General features: G+C 54.9%; 14 protein-coding genes. 9 read left to right on the top strand and 5 right to left on the bottom strand.

Translation table 11 applies throughout. The features are described 5' to 3' along the window. Positions 1-70 precede the first annotated feature (70 nt). A complete protein-coding gene (locus G6R38_RS19675; protein WP_166830269.1) occupies positions 71-1,438 on the bottom strand; it encodes an HD-GYP domain-containing protein in 1,368 nt (455 codons plus the stop codon). 418 nt (positions 1,439-1,856) lie between these two features. Between G6R38_RS19675 and G6R38_RS19680 the strand changes: the two genes are divergently transcribed. From G6R38_RS19680 to G6R38_RS19705, 6 genes are all read left to right on the top strand, one after another. Further along, positions 1,857-2,288: a chemotaxis protein CheX gene (locus G6R38_RS19680; RefSeq protein ID WP_166830271.1), complete on the top strand. Its 432-nt coding sequence runs from the start codon at positions 1,857-1,859 to the stop codon at positions 2,286-2,288. Between the two features lie 79 nt (positions 2,289-2,367). Continuing rightward, positions 2,368-2,733, top strand: a complete 366-nt coding sequence (locus G6R38_RS19685) for a response regulator (RefSeq protein ID WP_166830273.1) — start codon at positions 2,368-2,370, stop codon at positions 2,731-2,733. 190 nt (positions 2,734-2,923) lie between these two features. Continuing rightward, positions 2,924-4,000, top strand: coding sequence for a protein-glutamate methylesterase/protein-glutamine glutaminase (locus G6R38_RS19690; protein WP_166830275.1), 1,077 nt, complete (start codon positions 2,924-2,926; stop codon positions 3,998-4,000). 181 nt (positions 4,001-4,181) lie between these two features. After that, positions 4,182-6,635, top strand: coding sequence for a DUF1549 domain-containing protein (locus G6R38_RS19695; RefSeq protein WP_166830277.1), 2,454 nt, complete (start codon positions 4,182-4,184; stop codon positions 6,633-6,635). Positions 6,636-6,669: 34 nt separating this feature from the next. After that, positions 6,670-7,995 (top strand): DUF1501 domain-containing protein, encoded by a 1,326-nt coding sequence (locus G6R38_RS19700; RefSeq protein ID WP_166830279.1) that lies wholly within the window; start codon positions 6,670-6,672, stop codon positions 7,993-7,995. Between the two features lie 82 nt (positions 7,996-8,077). Then, positions 8,078-9,688, top strand: a complete 1,611-nt coding sequence (locus tag G6R38_RS19705; RefSeq protein WP_166830281.1) for a pre-peptidase C-terminal domain-containing protein — start codon at positions 8,078-8,080, stop codon at positions 9,686-9,688. A gap of 127 nt (positions 9,689-9,815) precedes the next feature. Here the strand turns inward: G6R38_RS19705 and G6R38_RS19710 are convergent, their stop codons facing one another. Next, positions 9,816-10,934: a Gfo/Idh/MocA family protein gene (locus G6R38_RS19710; protein WP_166830283.1), complete on the bottom strand. Its 1,119-nt coding sequence runs from the start codon at positions 10,932-10,934 to the stop codon at positions 9,816-9,818. Positions 10,935-11,082: 148 nt separating this feature from the next. Here G6R38_RS19710 and G6R38_RS19715 point away from each other — a divergent pair, with 148 nt between their 5' ends. From G6R38_RS19715 to G6R38_RS19725, 3 genes are read left to right on the top strand one after another with little or no spacing between them, the layout of a single operon-like run. Further along, the gene (locus tag G6R38_RS19715; RefSeq protein WP_166830285.1) at positions 11,083-12,081 is read left to right on the top strand and encodes a DUF1559 domain-containing protein; all 999 of its coding nucleotides are present in this window, start codon (positions 11,083-11,085) and stop codon (positions 12,079-12,081) included. Then, the gene (locus tag G6R38_RS19720; RefSeq protein WP_166830287.1) at positions 12,081-12,521 is read left to right on the top strand and encodes a hypothetical protein; all 441 of its coding nucleotides are present in this window, start codon (positions 12,081-12,083) and stop codon (positions 12,519-12,521) included. The genes G6R38_RS19715 and G6R38_RS19720 overlap by 1 nt, the downstream gene beginning before the upstream one ends. A gap of 9 nt (positions 12,522-12,530) precedes the next feature. After that, complete coding sequence (locus tag G6R38_RS19725) at positions 12,531-14,006, top strand: DUF1501 domain-containing protein (protein ID WP_166830289.1); 1,476 nt, start codon at positions 12,531-12,533, stop codon at positions 14,004-14,006. An 83-nt stretch (positions 14,007-14,089) separates the two neighbouring features. Here G6R38_RS19725 and G6R38_RS19730 read toward each other — a convergent pair whose 3' ends face one another. The 3 genes from G6R38_RS19730 to G6R38_RS19740 all read right to left on the bottom strand — a co-directional run bounded on the left by G6R38_RS19730 (position 14,090) and on the right by G6R38_RS19740 (position 16,707). Beyond that, positions 14,090-14,551, bottom strand: coding sequence for a TraR/DksA family transcriptional regulator (locus G6R38_RS19730; protein WP_166830291.1), 462 nt, complete (start codon positions 14,549-14,551; stop codon positions 14,090-14,092). A 351-nt stretch (positions 14,552-14,902) separates the two neighbouring features. Then, positions 14,903-15,448: a class II glutamine amidotransferase domain-containing protein gene (locus G6R38_RS19735; RefSeq protein ID WP_166830293.1), complete on the bottom strand. Its 546-nt coding sequence runs from the start codon at positions 15,446-15,448 to the stop codon at positions 14,903-14,905. 182 nt (positions 15,449-15,630) lie between these two features. After that, a complete protein-coding gene (locus G6R38_RS19740; RefSeq protein WP_166830295.1) occupies positions 15,631-16,707 on the bottom strand; it encodes a FemAB family XrtA/PEP-CTERM system-associated protein in 1,077 nt (358 codons plus the stop codon). Positions 16,708-16,718: the final 11 nt, after the last annotated feature.

Here is a 16,718-nt window from a genome sequence, read left to right on the forward strand (position 1 = left end):
GCCAGGGGACAGAACGAGCCCCCAGTATGCCCGCAGACACGACGCAACGCAATCGCGTGGAATCACCCCATCAAGCTTGATCGCGGTATTGGTGACACGCGGAACCAGTGAGCACGTCCTTCGAATAGGGAATCTCGTTTCGTCCGGGTGTTGGAATCGCCTGGACGACTTGCCGTTCCGACGTCGCCAGATCGATGATGGAATCATCGGAGACCGGCACTTTTTGCCCTTGGGAATCCCTGACCAACTGCACGATCGGTCGATCAAATTTGCCCCGGTTGGGACGCAACACTTGGGCAACACTTGCATCGTCGAGGGTTACAAAACTCCCGATCGGAAAAAGACTAAACGCATTGAGCAACGCCGTGATAACTTTGGAATCCAAAACCCGCTTCGACGCCAACTGAAGCAAGCACTCGACCGCGCCGTAAGGCATGATGGGGTTCCGGTAAGACCGTGGCGACGTCAATGCTGTATAAACATCCACAACATGCAAAATGCGGGCAAATGGATGAATCGAGGAACCCTTTCGCCCCCGTGGGTATCCTGTTCCATTGAGACTTTCGTGTACCTGATAGACCACTAACGGTACGATCCCTGGAATGCCTGATATTAGAGTCAAAATATCGAGGGTGTGAATCGGATGCTTTTGAATTTCCAAGAACTCAATTTCCGTCAGCCGTCCACTCTTTGACAGAATCTCTTCGGGAACACGGGTCATTCCCCAGTCGTGAACTAACCCGCAAATCCCTAGCAATCGGACATTAGAAACGTCAAATCCCATTTCGACGCCGATTGTCATCGCCATCAAAGACGTTTGCAACGCACGCTCGCTCAAACCTTGTTTATCGGCACTCATCGCAATACTTAACACATGCTCGTTGTCCTCAGCCATATCCGTGAGATAGGTCGCAACAAGTTGTGCAATTTGCTTCCCGTTGAGCTCCTGCCCATGACCAACCTCGCGCATCATTGAGTCGAGTGACTCTCGAGTCGCCTGATGCTGCGTCAGCAACTCCTCGCGGCGTGATGCATCAAAGGGTTTCCGACCGTTGGAAACCATCTGGCCTTGCATTGCAGGGCCATCATTTTTAACAAGCAACACGCCCTGATCGATAATCGAATCTAGTCGTTCGATCAGCTCTGAAGTCGTCCCGACAGTTTGACGCCCTTCAATGTCGGAAACATCGAGTGTCACATTCCCTAAGTCATCCGGATTGATACGAACATTGTCTTTACCATAGGAGGCGATCCGCTGCTTGAGTTGAGACGTGATCGTTGTCCCTTCCGCGACCAACAGCACACCGGCACTATTGAGAAGTGGATGCCGCAACTTGGTCCCTGTCAATAAGTCAGCGATCTGCACAGAGACACCAGGCAAACTGGCGTCCCGATCGGACTCGGAAATCACAGGTTCAGATACTAGGGATTCGGTCATCGGAAATGAGAGAGTACAAGAAAGTAATGTTTCATCGTCATTCGGAGCGAAGCGATGACGCAAAGGTCGCCACAGCAGACCATAGTTCATGTGCTAGGCACGAATGAGACTTTTTCGCAATCCTGGTGAAAAGAAACAACATCGTCACGAACATCATGTAGTCTAAAACGAGCAACCAAATCATTCGACCACATACGAAACCCGTTAAATCGTTGTAACCGGAGTCCTCATCAAACTCTTAGCCCGAATCCCAAGATAACAAAACGCAACAAAACGCAGCGTAAGCTAGTTTAGGAACGAATTCATCCCACTCTTCATGGACTCATTCTCCCTCACTGAATTCCTGATTGGCAACAACGCAATGACAACTCAAATCAGCCAAACATCACGCCTGACAGCGGCTATTGTGAACCCTCTTATGGGTTCCACTCGAGACGTATTCACAATGATGCTTGGTTGTGAGCCTGTTCGGGAAAGTCTTACGCTAAAGAATTCTGTGGTCCCGGCCTTCGACCTCAGTGCGGTCATTGGAATCACAGGCGGAGCAACCGGAACCGTCGTTTTTAGCGTGGCCCGCCAGACGGCCTTGAATATTGTGGAACGCATGTTGGGGACGAAAGTCGAGGAAGTCAACGCCGATGTCCGAGACGCCATTGGCGAGATCACGAACATGATTGCCGGGTCTGCAAAAGCCAAATTTGAACAACTAAATCTCTCGATCAGCACCCCCAATATCATTAGCGGAGCTGACCACGAGATTCATTACCCGACTTCGATCAAACCGATCTGCCTCAACTATCAATCCGACGTCGGCAAATTCTGTCTTGAAGCCGGTTTCGCACCAAACTAGCATGCACGATCTGTGCACTCCATTCACTCGAATACACTCATTTCCAATCTTTACTTGGTTATATAGAAAGACCACGCTCATGCGAGCACTAGTTGTTGACGACTCAGGAACAATGCGAACCATCATCAAGCGAGGACTCTCTCTGCTGAGTGTCACGCAAGTTGCAGACGCTGAAGATGGCGTGCAAGCACTCAGTCTCTTCAAGTCCGCGGAGTTCGATTTAATCCTGAGCGACTGGAACATGCCGAATATGGACGGGCTGGAATTCCTAGAGAACGTCCGAAGTATCAACGAGACAATCCCGTTCATCATGATCACCACGGAAGCGGAGCGATCACGAGTGGTCTCGGCAATTCAAGCCGGTGTTTCAGACTATATTGTCAAGCCGTTCACAGTGGATGTCTTGAAAGCAAAACTCGACCGTTGGATCCCTGCAGCGACCTAATCCCCCAGGGGAACGAGGTCGACCGTGTGTGGCACCCCAGGGCCACTAGCATCCTTGATGCTAGGAAGACTTGCATCCTAACAAGACACATTCTTGCCAAACCTCAACTGTTGGTAAGGCGGCAGGATGCAAGAGTTCGACTGATACCGGATATGAATTAGTCACTATTGAGAGAAGAAAGAACGGTTCTGTGGTGCAGCAACCAATTCGTATGTTGGTCGTCGATGATTCGCTCCTCTATCGCAAGATTGTCCGCGATGCTTTGGAAGCGATTCCTGGCGTCGAGGTCGTCGGCTCCGCAGGTGATGGAATCGCCGCCGTGGAGAAGATTGAGCGGTATCGCCCCGACCTCATTACACTCGATCTCGAAATGCCACGAATGAACGGAATTGAGGTTCTGGACCAACTTCGATCTCGCCAGTGGTCCACGAAGGCAATCATGATCAGCGGGGCCAACCAGTCGGACGCTGAACGCACAATGAATGCCTTGCGTCGGGGAGCGTTTGATTTCATCGTCAAACCGCGGACCGATTCCATCGAGCATAGCCGCCAAAAACTGATCCATGATTTATCGGAGCGAATCGAGGCATTCCGTATCAAAACACAGCGTGTCCAACCGACGATTCCGGTTCCGGCGAAACCCGCGAGTCTTCAAGAGTCTTGGCGGACTCGGGCATCGGGAACAATCGAGGCCGTTGCCATTGGAATCTCCACGGGGGGACCGGATGCACTTCGACAGCTAATCCCGCAACTCCCAGCGGACTTCCCGGCTCCAATTTTGATCGTTCAGCACATGCCACCGATGTTCACGCGGTTGCTGGCTAATGGTTTGAATTCCTCGAGCGCATTGAATGTTCGAGAAGCTCAATGCGGGAACCCGATGGAACCGGGCAATGTGTATATCGCACCGGGCGGCAAGCAGATGAAAGTCGTCAAGATTGGTGACGATGTCCACGTCAAAATCACCGACGATCCGCCGGAAAATAGTTGTCGACCGGCCGTGGATTATCTGTTCCGCTCACTGGTTCCTGTGTATGGCGCGAATACGCTCGGCGTGATCATGACCGGCATGGGGTCGGACGGTTTGCACGGCTGTCGCGAGTTGAAGAACGCGGGCGCCAAAATCATGGTTCAGGATGAAGCTAGTTGTGTCGTCTTTGGGATGCCTCGGTTTCCGATTCAGGAAGGACTGGCGGACGAAGTCGTTCCCCTGCAAGACATGGCCACTCGGATTCAACGCAGTGTCGCGAGCAAAAGTCTTGTTTAGTCCGTTCGCACGACTTGCCATGCGAAAATTTCTCTTGGATTCGGTGCAGAGCGTTACGCCCGCCGATCTGACAGATCGAAAAAAACAGCAATCGGGATGCCTTCCGAATTGTTTTTGATGGATCGAGTTTCATATACTACCAATAGATTGGAATGCTTTGATCCGTTGGTGGTAAGTCTTGATGAAACGATTTTTGCTCGGTTTGAGCTTTCTTGCGTGTGTTTCCCCATTGGCTGTTGCGGATGAGTCGCAATGGTCGCGGTTGGAATTGACGCCGAAAACCATCACGCTCCGCGGCCCTCATGCCAAGCAACAACTCTTGGTTACAGCTTGGGCATCGCAATCTCTCCGTCGAGACGCCACCCGGGATGCGGAATTCGTGTCCGAGAACCCCCAGGTCGTCCGCGTGGATGAACATGGACTGTTGCAAGCTGTCGGTGATGGCACAACAACAGTCCAGGTGCGTGTCGCCGACTTGACCGCGACGGTTCCTGTGAAGATCACAGAAACAAGTGCCCCATTGCCGGTCGATTTCGAACGTGACGTCCAACCAATCCTGACCCGGTTCAGCTGTAATGCCGGGGCGTGTCATGGAAAAGCTCGTGGACAGAACGGATTTCAACTCTCGCTATTGGGGTTCGATCCGAACTTCGACTACGATGCCCTCACCAAAGAAGCACGCGGTCGGCGGGTGTTCCTGCCGGACCCGTCACGAAGTCTTCTGCTGACCAAACCCATCGCCCGCACGCCGCACGGTGGCGGAAAGCGTCTTGATCCCGAGGGCGAGCACTTTGAAACGCTCACCCGTTGGGTGGAATCCGGAGCCCCGCGTGAACTTCCCGGTGTGGCCAAATTGGATCGAATCGAAGTTTACCCGACCGAACGCATCCTGAAGAACGACGACTCGCAACAACTTCTCGTCACCGCCATTTATGCGGATGGCACACGCCGAGATGTCACGCGACTCAGCTCGTTCCAGTCCAACGAATCGGCGATCGCTGCCGTCGATAAAGATGGCGTGGTCACCGCCGGAAAACTCACTGGTGACGCCGCCATCATGGCTCGGTTCATGGACCAAATCACGGTCTCGGAAGTCGCGGTGCCGCTTCCGGGGCAAGTTCCAGCAGAGTTCTACACGGAATTGCCGAAGCAAAATTTCATTGATGGTTTGGTCTGGGACAAACTCCAGAAACTCGCGTTGAAACCCTCCGAACCGGCTCCCGATCACTCCTTTCTGCGTCGGGTGTATATCGACATCATCGGCCGCACCCCGACCGCCGACGAAGCCCGAGCGTTCTTGGATGATCCGTCGCCAAACAAACGCAGCGAGTTGGTGGACAATCTGTTGAACCGCCCCGAATTCGCTGAGCATTGGGCGAACAAGTGGGTCGATTTGTTGCGGCCGAACCCGTATCGCGTGGGCATCAAGAACACGTTGAACTATGACTATTGGATTCGACAAAAATTCCGCGAGAACACGCCTTGGGATGAATTCACACGGGAATTGCTCACGGCTCAAGGCGGCACGTTCCGCAACGGAGCGGTCACGCTGTTTCGGGATCGTCGTTCCCCCGACGAATTGACGACGATGGTCAGTCAACTCTTCCTCGGCGTGCGGCTGGACTGTGCGAAATGTCATCACCATCCATTTGAGGTGTACGGGCAGGACGATTTCTACAGTTTCGCGGCTTACTTCGCCAAAATTGGTCGCAAAGGGAAGGGACTGTCTCCGCCAATTTCCGGTTCGGAAGAGATCATCTACACCGCGACTAGAGGTGACGTCAAGCATCCGCTCACCGGCGAAGTGCTTCCACCGAAACCGTTGTTCGGCGAACCGGCAGACATTCCCACTGGCACCGATCCCCGAGTCAAGTTGGCCGAGTGGATCACCTCCGACGACAACCCGTTCTTCGCAAAGGTCATGGCCAACCGTATCTGGGCGGACCTGATGGGCACGGGCATCGTCGAACCAGTGGACGATTTGCGAGGTACAAACCCACCTGCCAACGAACCACTGCTCGATGCTCTCGCCGAAGATTTCCGCGAACACGACTACGACATCAAACATCTGGTGCGACGGATTGCGAACTCCTACGTTTACAGTTTGAGTTCCCTACCGAACGATCGTAATTTCGTCGATACGCGGAACCATTCGCGGTATTACCGGCAACGGTTACGGGCGGAAGTGTTGCTCGATTCGGTGGCTCGGATCACCGGCAAACCGAACTCGTTTTCGGCGATGCCCGACGGTTCGCTCGCCAAGGAAATTTGGACGCACCGTGTGCAATCTGATTTCTTGGATGCCTTCGGTCGTCCCGATCCGAACCAAGACCCACCCTGCGAACGTACCAGCGATACCACCTTGGTCCAGGCGTTACATTTGATGAATTCTCGCGATTTGGCCGCCAAAATCACCAGCGACAGCAGCCGCGTTGCCGAGTTGGCTGCGAGCGACAAACCGCCCGAATCCATCGTCGAAGACCTGTACTTATGGGTGTACGCGCGATTTCCTTCCGATCAAGAGCGACAAATCGGCGTAAATTTATATAATCAAGATGGACGAACCCGCCGAGCTGCAACCGAAGATTTACTATGGGCGCTGCTCAACACCCCGGAATTCGTCTTCAAGAACTGAACCCACCTTCCTACCACCCCCTGCCGAGGCCCCCATGCCAATTCATCGAAACTGCGAGGGAATGACTCGCCGAAGTTGTTTGCAACTTGGTTTGACCGCACTCACCGGCGGTGGTTTGGCCCATTCGTTGCGGCTCAAAGCGTCGGCGGCTCCCACCACGGAACTCGCCGCTCCTGCCAAGAGTGTCATTCTCATTTGGCTCGATGGCGGACCATCACACTACGAAACCTTCGATCCGAAACCGACGGCCCCCTCGGAAATCCGGGGCGAATTCTCCGCGATCAACACCAGTGTGCCGGGCGTGCACTTCTCTCAGCATTGCACCAAGCTTGCTGCGATGATGGACCAAATCTCGGTCATTCGCTCCATCCGACACAACCAGGGGAATCACGGAGCGGGCAATCACTACATGATGACCGGTGCTCCGCCGCGAATTCCGGTCGGCTGTGGTGCGTTCGTCAGTTTCCATCCGAGTTTGGGGTCCGCAACGGCCTACCATCGGGGCAACAACGGCGGACTGCCGTCGTACTTCTCGTTGCCAAAAATGTCGCGATCGGGCGGCCCGAACTTCCTCGGTGCGAAGTATGCTCCGTTCGTGGTTTCGGACAACCCATCCAGTTCGAACTTCCGCGTGCGTGACGTCGCCCTTCCCAACGGATTAACGACCGACCGTTTCGCGAACCGCACCGATCTTCGAAAGCTCGTCGATCAGTTGCCCCGCATGAACGAAGCCGCCGCGTCCGATCCGGTGCCAGCTCTCGATGAATACTACGAACAAGGCGTGGACTTGGTGACCTCGCCGGAAGCCCAAGCTGCATTCCACATTCAAAGCGAACCGGACGAGTTGCGAGACGAGTACGTCCGCGATGGTTTCGGTCAACGGGCGTTGCTCGCTCGACGATTGGTCGAAGCCGGTGTGCCGTTCATCACGTTGTACGAAGGCGGTTGGGACCATCACCGCGGTCTGTTCGATAGCTTCAATAAACGCATGCCGAAGGTTGATCAAACCGTCGCCACGTTGATTCGTGATCTTGATAACCGGGGGATGCTCGATTCCACACTGGTCGTGATGCTCGGCGAATTCGGTCGCACACCGAAAATCAACAAAGACGCCGGTCGCGATCACTGGTCGAACGCGATGTCCGTCCTCATGGCCGGTGCGGGCACACCCGGCGGCACGATCGTCGGGGCCACCGACCGAGCTGGGTATTCTGCGGTTGATAACGTGAAAAGCCCCGAAAATTTCGCGTCCACCATCTACAGCAAACTCGGCATCGATCCGAATACCATCCTCTACACACCGCAAGGTCGTCCGACCCACTTGGTGAGCGATCCCACGCCAATCACCGAGTTGATGTAACCCAGAGCAACGCGGTCAAATTTGTCGGATGCATACCGCACGTACCAATTCCGAGCGACAACGGGCAACATTCAGTAAATCGATGAATCAATTCCATTCGGCCCTGGCCACCTGCCTTTTGTCCGTTGTCCTCAGTTGCCCTGCGTTTGCGGCACCGCCGTCAGTGACGGGATTCTTTCCGGCGGGAATGCAGGCGGGCACGACGGCCACGGTTACGGTCAATGGCAAAATCGGCGATCGCCCCGTGTCCGTGTGGTGCAGTCGCGATGACCTCTCGATCGAACTAGACGAGAAGAAAAGCGAGTTCCGCGTCACCGCTCCGCCAGAAGCCACGCCGGGACCATGTTGGATTCGGTTGTCAAACGCGGAGGGGGCATCGTCGGTCCGGCCGTTCGCGGTTGGCACACTGAAAGAGTTCAACGAAACCGAACCGAACGAAACGCCCGAAAAAGCGAACACGTTGGAATTGTCGCAGATGACGGTCAACGGTCGGTTGGCGAAATCAGGGGATGTGGACACGTTCTCGGTATCGCTCAAGACCGGTGATACGCTCGTGGCTTCGCTGGCCGCGCATGAGTTTGGTTCGCCGATGGACGGCGTGTTGCAGGTGCTTTCGCCGGAAGGCTTCGTGTTGCTGCAGAATGATGATGCACGCGGCATCGATCCGCTGTGCGTTTTTCCGGTTCCCAAGGACGGCGTGTATTCGGTCCGTGTGTTTGCGTTTCCGGAGACACCGAACAGTTCGATTCGGTTCGCTGGCGGCAGCACGTACATCTATCGACTGACTCTCACCACCGGTCCATTCCTCGATCATGTCGAACCCATGGCCGTCACTTCCGATGAAACGCCGCTGAAACCTGTCGGATGGAATCTGCCCAAGGACTTCAGCGGTTTGACGGTCACTCGGGACAATCTCAAGAAAACAGCGATTGTCTCTCACCCGATGGCTGCCGGGTTCATTGGTGTGCCGATCGTTTCTGTACCGACTCGGGTCGAATCACAGGAAGCCAACACGATCCCGATTCCCGTTTCGATCCACGGTTCCATCGATTCACCAGGTGACACCGACATCTTCAAGTTCGACGCCAAGAAGAACGACACACTCGTCTTCCGAGCAGAGTCCCGTGCGTTTCGTCAGGAACTCGATCCGGTCTTGCGATTGCTGAATGCCAAGGATTCGGAAATCGCTCGCGTTGACGACCCCAAACGCAACGAGTTCGATGCCGTTCTGGAACGCAAAATTCCCAGCGATGGAACTTACCAGATCGAAGTTTCGGATCTGTTTGGACACGGCGGGCTGCGGTATGCGTATCAGTTGCAGATTGCCCCAAAGACCGCTGATTTTTCAATGACCGTCGAAGCCGACGCCTTCGCGGTGAAAGCGGGTGAATCGTTAAAGATCCCGGTCACGATCGCACGGGTGAATGGTTTTTCAGCCGTCATCGAAGTTGCGGCGACGGGACTTCCCGATGGGGTGTCGGCGAAGCCGGTTCGTTCGGAAGCCAAAGGCGATTCTTCGAAGAAAGTCGAATTGGAATTGACCACCGCGAAGGACATGACTTTCAACCAACCATTCCAGATCGTCGGCAAACCGGTCGACACCGACACGGTTCAAGAACACCCCGCAACCGCGACCGCACCGGGAGCATTCTCCCCGATTGCGGACCTCTGGCTAACGGTTCGCAAGCCGTAACGATTCGTTGGCTATCATTTCGAAAACGTGGGTGGCAGGGTCTCGCAACGTTCGAATGCTTCACCATGGCCACTCAAAGCCGTGGGTATGCCATACTCCCGCTGAAGTTGATGCAGATTCTGATCGTTCACGAAAGCATCGTGAGCGGGTTCTTGCGGTTCTCCAACGGGAACAAGACCGGCTTTTGTTGTCGATGAGATTCAAAGACGGCGGCGATCATCTCGATGGAATCACGTGCGTCTTCCACATTGCACAATGGTTCCCGGTCGTTCTCGATCGCGTCGAGTAAATCGCTGACGATGACCGGGTGAGCACCACGGTAGTCGAAATCCTTGAGCGTTTCCGGTTCACCGGGACCGTTGGAGGTAATGGGAATCCAATCGGCATCGCTGCGAGCGGCGGACCATGTCGGGCTTTTCAACCAGAGCGCGGGTCGAAGATAACCGGACTGCATTTCGATCACGCCTTTGCTGCCGAAGATCGACAAACCAAACCGCGACGGTCGTCCGCCGGCATCTTTGTGGGAGTTGAAATAACCGGTCACGCCGTTCGTGAAACGGTACATGGCATCCACACCGTCACCGGCTAATGGGCCGATGCCTTCGGGACCGTCTTTCACATCGGTCTTGGTCACTCGCTCGCCGTTCTGTGTGACTTCGGCGAAACACCACTCGACTTCTCCACCAATGGCCTGCATCAATTCGAGAGCGTGCGAACCGAGAACCCACAGATCCTCGCTGCCGCCGCGTCGGTCTTCTTTGCCACGTGCGCGAATCTCCAGCACTTCGCCAATGGCACCGTCTTGCAGCATCTTTTTTACGATCGGCAATTGTGGCGAGTAGTGGGCGATGTGAGCGATCGTGAGCCGCAGGTGTCGCATTTGGCAAGCCTGCACGATGTCGTCCGCTTCGGCGAGCGTGCGAGTGAACGGCTTCTCCGTGTAGACGTGACAACCATGTTCGAGGGCTGTCATGATCATGGCGTGATGTTGGTCGATCCATCGCGGACAGACAGCGACGATATCGAGTTTTTCCTTCGCAATCATCTCCCGATAATCGGCGTAGCCGGTGTCGACTTTGAGCTTCTTCAAAGCCGCCTGCAAACCAGACTCGTGGGCATCGGCGACGGCCACGATGTCCGTTCGCGGATTGGACAACCAAGCCGTATCCATGCCATGCCCGTAATTTCCACGCCCCGTGTGCCCGATCACGCCCACTCGGTATTGCTTCTTCGATTCGTCCGGCATGGAGCGACTCCTACAGTAGTATTGAAACTTAGGCGATCCTTATCGTAACGGCTTTGTGAAGGAATTGCTTGCCCGACTGAACGACGTTCTGGTACCGTTTAGCATCAAACCACACCTCAACCTTTCAATTTCCCTTAGGATTGAGTCGATGGATCATCTACGAAAGTCGCGCCATACCGGTTTTACGCTGATTGAGCTGCTGGTGGTGATCGCCATCATCGCAATCTTGATTGCTCTGTTGCTGCCCGCGGTTCAGCAAGCTCGCGAGTCCGCACGACGGACGCAATGCAAGAACAACCTCAAACAGATCGGGATCGCGTTGCACAATTACATTGACTCCAACAAAGGCGTGCCCCCCGCTGCGGTGCTGCCGTTGAACTCCACGTTCGAACCTTGGTCGGCTCACACGCGGTTGCTGCCGTATCTTGAGCAAACGAACCTCGCGAATTTGATCGACTACGATGTGAGCCCCGAGTTCACTGGCAACCCGGAAGCGTGTGCCACTCGCGTGGCGGTTTTTGTCTGCCCCAGTGACCCCAACGATCGCCCGCGTCCCACTCCCACACTTACCCACTACCCGGTGATGTACGGTTTCAACCAGGGCACTTGGTTTACTTACGACCCAGTTTCCGGCGAGGTTGGAGATGGAGCGTTCGGCAACAACCGGGCGTTTCGGCCAGCGGACATCACAGATGGACTGACTAACACGCTCGCGGCGGCGGAAGTCAAAGGATTTCAACCGAATCTGTGGGACACTTACATGCCTGCCAACTTGGGTGTGGCACCACCAGCGACACCAGCAGATTTGGCAGCGCACTACGGCGGCACCTTCGACTCCAACGGTCATACCGAATGGGTGGAAGGCGATGTCCATGAAACCGGATTCACAACCACCTTCACTCCGAACACACACGTGCCCTACACTGACAGTGGCGTCGAGTACAGCATTGATGTCACGTCCGTCCGCGATGGGGAATCCGCCAGTTCGCCAACGTACGCGGCGATCACGGCTCGCAGTTATCATCCGGGTTCCGTGAACGCACTTCTAATGGATGGTTCCACGCGTTCGGTGAGCGAAAACATCGATCTGACTGTCTGGCGAGCAATGGGCACGCGAGCGGGTGGCGAAACGGAGTCGTTACCGTAATGCGGAATTCTCGTCGAGCCGGTGAAGCCAAATGGATCGTGATCGCGGTAATTGCCTTGATCGCGATCATTGCGTGTTACTGGTATCTCTCGAAACCGGCGACGCAGCCGGATGTTGATGAAGGTCGCGTCGTCGCGGACACTTTCTTCACGCAGATTCAAAACGATCAAGCTGTCGAAGCGTGGCAATCAACGACGGCGGAGTTCAAAAGTGCCGACGGTCGCGAAGCGTTTCTCCGTCTGCTGAAACGGCGGCCGTTTTTGCAGAAGCCGTTGGAGTTTGAATCATCGAAAACAATTACTCTCGGTGAGGAAGACCGCACGGAATACGTGTTCAATTCGCCGGACGCACCGAATGCCTCGATACGAGTCGTGATCGCGAGCGAGTCGGACACATGGAAGGTTGACCGGCTTGTGGTCGAACCGAAGGACACCAATTAAGGATCGAATATGTTTTCGCAGAATCATCGACCGTTCCCGGAATTCAACCGTCGCGAATGGCTCACAAGAGCCGGAGCGGGAGCCGGGCTCTTGGGGTTGGCGGGGCTACTACATGATGAAGGCGTGTTGGCGGCGAGCGATTCGACTGATCGGTCACTGAATCCGATGGCACCGCAGGAAACCCACTTTCCACCGCGTGCGAAACATGTGATTTGGATTTTCGTCAACGGCGGACCGAGCCAAGTCGATACCTGGGACTACAAACCGGCTCTGGAAAAGTGGGACGGCAAATCGATCAAGGAGTTCGACGAAAGTTTTAAAGACACGACCGGCTTTTTCAAGAACGCCGTCGGTGGGTTGATGAAGTCGCCGTTTCAGTTCACTCCGCGTGGCGAGTGCGGCAAACCGGTTTCGGAAATTTTTCCGCATCTCGGTGAGCATGTCGACAAGATGGCGTTCATTCATTCCGGGCATACGGAATCGAACAACCACTCTCCCGCGTTGTTCATGATGAATTGCGGTCTGCCGCGAATGGGCTTTCCGTGTGTCGGTTCATGGGTCACATATGGACTGGGCAGCGAAGCCCGCGACTTGCCGGGGTTTGTCGTGATGAGTGATCCGAAGGGCAGGGGATTGCCGAAAGGTCATGCGGCGAATTGGGGAGCGGCGTTTTTACCAGGTGTTTATCAGGGCACGCATTTGAAGCCGAAAGGTCCGCCGATCGAAAACCTATCGCCGCCCGCGAGCAGCACTCCAACGACGCAACGAAGCCAGTTGGATTTTCTCAAGAAGATCAACGAGATGCATCGCGAGCAGTTCGCCGCCGAAGCGGAATTGACGGCACGAATACAGAGTTTCGAATTGGCGTATCGAATGCAGTCCGCCGCTCCGGAAGCAATCGATTTGTCCGCCGAACCGGATCACATTCAGAAACTGTATGGACTAAACGAAAAAACCTGCGGGCACTTTGCGGCTCAATGTTTGACCGCCCGACGGATGGTCGAACGTGGTGTGCGGTTTGTGCAGATTTATTCCGGCGGGATGGAAAACCAACGCTCGTGGGACGGGCACGCGGACATTCACGGCAATCATTCGCAATTTGCCGGCGAGACGGATCAGCCAGTCGCCGGCTTGTTGACCGACTTAGCTCAACGCGGACTGCTCAACGACACGCTCGTGGTATGGTGCGGTGAGTTTGGGCGGTTGCCGATTGCTCAGAAAGGCAAGAAACCCGGACGCGATCACAACCCCCACTGTTTCACCGCATGGATGGCCGGCGGTGGGGTCAAAGGCGGCGTGAGTTACGGTGCGTCGGACGAGGTCGGTTACAAAGCCGCTGAGAACAAGGTGCACGTGAACGATTTGCATGCCACGATTTTGCACCTTCTGGGCATCAATCATGAGCAATTGACGTATCGCTACAACGGTCGGCGGTTCCGATTAACCGATGTCGCAGGGCATGTGCTACACGACATCATCGCGTGAACGGATTTCGTGGAAAGACACGCGCAAAAAAAGCACGCCTCGAGAGCGATACTTCGAGGCGTGCTTGCTGATGTCAAATCGACCTAATCTCTCACGTCGATATCGCCGATGGTGAATTCTTTCTCACTCATGCGGCCTTCCATTTCATAGGCAGATTCCCAATTCGCCTCGAAATCGTGAGAGCTTCCGCCTTCTTGCTCGTGAAGCCGTTGGCAGTTGATGCACAACGGGGTGAACGGAAGGGCCTTGAGGCGTTCGATGGGAATCGACTTGTCGCACATCTCGCATTGCCCATAGCGACCGGTGCGAATTTGTTGGATAGCTCGTTCGATTTGCTTGAGTTCGCGACTCTCTAGCTCGGCGATGTGAGTGTTGAGCTCATCCGATTCACCATCCAAAGCGGCATCGCAAACATCACCACCTCGCTCGAGACCCACGTCGGAATCTTGGGAACGCTCGAACTCGCGAAGGAGCTTCTTCCGGAGAGCGTCTCGTTTGCTGATCAAACGCTCGTGAAGTCGGAGTAGTGCATCTTTTCTCGCCATGAGTACGTTCCTTCCTCCGGCACGAATCACGTTCGTGTTACTGGGTGATTCCGTGCGTCGCAGAGACGTGTTTAGGAGAAATGGGGGGGCGGACGATGAACTATAGGCCGGCCGAAACAGGAAGGAAATTTGCGAATCGTGAAAATTCTGCCGAAATCTCAATTCTCTTTCGCTCGGCAACTGATCTCGTCTTTGCCTCCATTCCACATTCTTTACGTTGCGGAACGGACGTTTGTTGGCAAAAAAGGCAGCGACAAACGGATTTTCGGAATTCTGTCCGGCATAACCGGCAAAGGTCGACGAAAATCAGGAGAAGAGTGAGCAGATCAGACGCTATGAGACGACAACTATTCAGGCCATCACGGGGGTCGCTCGTCGGATTCGCAGCAACCGAGTCTCTTGGGTGTCTAACTCTTGTGGTGGCTGAGACTTCGGATCAAAAACGCTCGCGGAAGTCGAATATGTGAAGGTGTCGTCACGTTCCGCCATCCAGATTTGCGGACTGCCTTCCCATCCACGGGCGAGGACCAAGCGTTGACGCGGTGCGTCCCAAATGGCGGCTGCCCATTGTCCCCACAGATACCGGAAAGCCGCTGGTCCGCGAGCTTGGTAGAATTCGAGAAGCTCTCGAGGAACTAAAGGGTCTTGGGCGTGTCGATGGGATTCGCCCCATTGGGGTTGTCCGAGGACGGTCGCACACATGGTCCCGTCGGCATTTTGGACCGGTTGTCGCTCCGCCATCGTGACAGGCTTGAGACGCGTGTGGATCAGGGCGGCTTCACCGAGCAGAACAATTCCGTTACCGGTCCCTCGCTGCAATTGGTGGAGTAGTTTCTCGGCCTGAATCGAATCGACTCGGTCACCATCGTGCTTCAGAAGACCCGCCATTTCAGCCATCGTTTTCGCTCCGATTCCTGCCGCCCTCGCGGGACTACGATCGTGATCTGCGAAACGATACGTCGCTCATCCCCTACGTCAATTATTCCCTTCCATCTCGAATTTCAAGATGTTAGATGTCCTACCGATTACGATACCTGAAACGGTTGTAAGATCTACCCAAAAGTTCAACGATGTACATTTTAGGGAATTCCCCGAACGATTCGCGGGCCAATCCACCGGGTTAGCCAGATGGGGAGTTTTTGCCACACCCGAATCGCGAGGCTGAATTTCCCGTTGTCCGGCCGCATCTCGTTGGCGTTACCTTTGCGAATTAAGGATTGCCAAATGGCGGGTGCTGCTTGGGCTCCCCATTGTTTTTTGAAGCGATAGGTTCCACTTCCTTCGGTACTTCGACCGAAATCGAACGTGTGCTGGCTGCGTTCGACACTGCGACACAGCAAATGCCAATACATTCGCATGTTGACGCCGGTGGGATTGAAATCGCGGATGGTGCTCGCACTCGGCACTTGCGTCACGCCTGGGCCGTGAACCAACAACGCTGCTGATGCCAACTGGCCTTCGTAGTACACGGCACAGATTTCGGCATCGTTCGGGAACGCGGTGAGAATGCCCTCGAACAGTGAACGGGGAAACGGTGGTGTCCCCAGGTCTCGCATATTCCGGCAGAACACCTGATAGAAGTCGTCGAGCAGTTCCGTTCCTCCCCACACGGCGACGAAGCGTTTGTCATTGAGCGGCTTGCGAATCTGGCTACGAACTTTGGACTTCAGATCGTTCCAGAGCTGTTCGGTCGTCTCTGGCAAGGCGAGTCGCATGTGAACTTTCGAGGTATTCTCGGCGTTCAGGCGGGGGTGTTCGTGTCGCGTTTCGTGTCGCAACTCTAGCGAGCGAACATTGAGTTCGTCCGCCAATTGCGTGGCCCGATCGATCAGAGCGTTCGCGAACTCCGCTGAGTCTGCCAGTACTCCCCCGGTGTTCAAGTACGGCAAACTCACAAGAAACCGTCCGAACAGCCACGTGTCCAACAGTGACAACGGCAGCACACCGACGATGTTCTCACCGGCATACGCCGTCAGAAAATGTGGATGTTGTTGCATGCTACCGTGCAAGATCTCTGACCATTCGCTTCGCAGCAGGAAGCCAAGATAACCGTGCTGCGTGAGATACTCGTCCCAACCCGTGGGGGCCGTCTGCGAAACAATGATTTTCGGCGTGATTGTGGCAATGGCTGGTGGTGCAGTTCGCAAGGAGGTCATAGTTGGCTCGA

Origin of the sequence: Thalassoroseus pseudoceratinae (genome assembly GCF_011634775.1) — a bacterium.
In the GTDB taxonomy this organism is placed as follows: domain Bacteria; phylum Planctomycetota; class Planctomycetia; order Planctomycetales; family Planctomycetaceae; genus Thalassoroseus; species Thalassoroseus pseudoceratinae.

Bases quoted from the DNA above. Each gene is read 5' to 3' on its own strand.
- G6R38_RS19675 (WP_166830269.1), bottom strand. From the start codon at position 1,438: ATGACCGAATCCCTAGTATCTGAACCTGTGATTTCCGAGTCCGATCGG.
- G6R38_RS19680 (WP_166830271.1), top strand. From the start codon at position 1,857: ATGGGTTCCACTCGAGACGTATTCACAATGATGCTTGGTTGTGAGCCT.
- G6R38_RS19685 (WP_166830273.1), top strand. From the start codon at position 2,368: ATGCGAGCACTAGTTGTTGACGACTCAGGAACAATGCGAACCATCATC.
- G6R38_RS19695 (WP_166830277.1), top strand. From the start codon at position 4,182: ATGAAACGATTTTTGCTCGGTTTGAGCTTTCTTGCGTGTGTTTCCCCA.
- G6R38_RS19700 (WP_166830279.1), top strand. From the start codon at position 6,670: ATGCCAATTCATCGAAACTGCGAGGGAATGACTCGCCGAAGTTGTTTG.
- G6R38_RS19705 (WP_166830281.1), top strand. From the start codon at position 8,078: ATGAATCAATTCCATTCGGCCCTGGCCACCTGCCTTTTGTCCGTTGTC.
- G6R38_RS19710 (WP_166830283.1), bottom strand. From the start codon at position 10,934: ATGCCGGACGAATCGAAGAAGCAATACCGAGTGGGCGTGATCGGGCAC.
- G6R38_RS19715 (WP_166830285.1), top strand. From the start codon at position 11,083: ATGGATCATCTACGAAAGTCGCGCCATACCGGTTTTACGCTGATTGAG.
- G6R38_RS19720 (WP_166830287.1), top strand. From the start codon at position 12,081: ATGCGGAATTCTCGTCGAGCCGGTGAAGCCAAATGGATCGTGATCGCG.
- G6R38_RS19725 (WP_166830289.1), top strand. From the start codon at position 12,531: ATGTTTTCGCAGAATCATCGACCGTTCCCGGAATTCAACCGTCGCGAA.
- G6R38_RS19730 (WP_166830291.1), bottom strand. From the start codon at position 14,551: ATGGCGAGAAAAGATGCACTACTCCGACTTCACGAGCGTTTGATCAGC.
- G6R38_RS19735 (WP_166830293.1), bottom strand. From the start codon at position 15,448: ATGGCTGAAATGGCGGGTCTTCTGAAGCACGATGGTGACCGAGTCGAT.
- G6R38_RS19740 (WP_166830295.1), bottom strand. From the start codon at position 16,707: ATGACCTCCTTGCGAACTGCACCACCAGCCATTGCCACAATCACGCCG.